This window comes from Vibrio sp. TRT 2004, from assembly GCF_050113735.1.
Lineage (GTDB): Bacteria > Pseudomonadota > Gammaproteobacteria > Enterobacterales > Vibrionaceae > Vibrio.
The window spans coordinates 1-817 of the sequence record NZ_JBNJOH010000141.1 but is presented as its reverse complement, the minus strand read 5'-3'; the positions used below and the strand labels follow the sequence as shown (position 1 = coordinate 817).

Genomic DNA, 817 nt, shown 5'->3' with positions numbered 1-817 from the left:
TCCTTTAATCGCCCTTGGCTGCTGGTTCAAGTCAATCACCAAGGCGAACAGGCTCAAGCACTCGAGGAAGAGGGCACGCAAGGCAAGACGACTTACGCCAACCAATGGCAAGCCATCCCAGCTCATCTCAATTGGCAAGCGCAGCCAGAGACCAAACCAACCGTTGACGGCCCGATGATCGCGACGGTCGTCGGCCCTGAGGGAGAAGAAATCTTCTGTGACGAACATGGTCGCGTGAAAGTCCATTTCCACTGGGATCGCGAAGAGAGAAACCCTGAACATCGTTCATGTTGGGTGCGCGTCTCTCAAGGTTGGGCGGGCAGCCAATATGGCATGGTCGCTTTGCCTCGCATTGGTCACGAAGTGATTGTCTCATTTCTCAATGGTGACCCTGATCAGCCCATCATCACGGGGCGCACCTATCATGCGGTCAATAAACCGCCTTATGTTCTGCCCAACAACAAAACCAAAACCGTCCTGCGCAGTGAGACCCACCAAGGGCAAGGCTTTAACGAACTGAGTTTTGAAGACCAAGCAGACCAAGAGCAAGTCTATCTTCATGCGCAGAAGGATTTTGACTCGATAGTGCTGAATGACATGACCACTCATGTCAAGCGTGACCAACATATCACGATCGATAACGACCACTTCACTCAGATTAAAAACCACCACAACCTCACCGTGGAGGGTGAAAGCCGCACTTTGGTCAAACAAGATGCCACCTCGATTGTGGAAGGGAATCTGCATCAAAAAATCGCTCAGTTGCATGCATTTGAAATTGGCAATGAACTCCACATCAAAGCCGGTATGAAGGTCG

The 817-nt window shown here is 51.2% G+C and carries 1 protein-coding gene; it reads left to right on the top strand.

What is annotated here, in order from left to right; all coding sequences use genetic code 11:
- The coding region (locus ACQEXR_RS20285; protein WP_427021050.1) for a type VI secretion system Vgr family protein at nucleotides 1-817 on the top strand (817 nt) is incomplete at both ends.